We start from the raw sequence: 207 nt of genomic DNA on the forward strand, positions 1-207 counted from the left end.
GAAAAATTGAACAGGCAAGATGCCTGTTCTACTCAAGTTTCAATGTTTAGTGGAACGGGCATCTTGCCCGTTGCTAAAACCGAAAAATTGAACAGGCAAGATGCCTGTTCCACTAAAGTTTCAATGTGGTGTGGAACGGGCATCTTGCCCGTTGCTAAAACCGAAAAATTGAACAGGCAAGATGCCTGTTCCACTAAAGTTTCAATG

This window comes from Microcoleus sp. S13_C3, assembly GCF_036700905.1.
Classification (GTDB): domain Bacteria; phylum Cyanobacteriota; class Cyanobacteriia; order Cyanobacteriales; family Microcoleaceae; genus Microcoleus.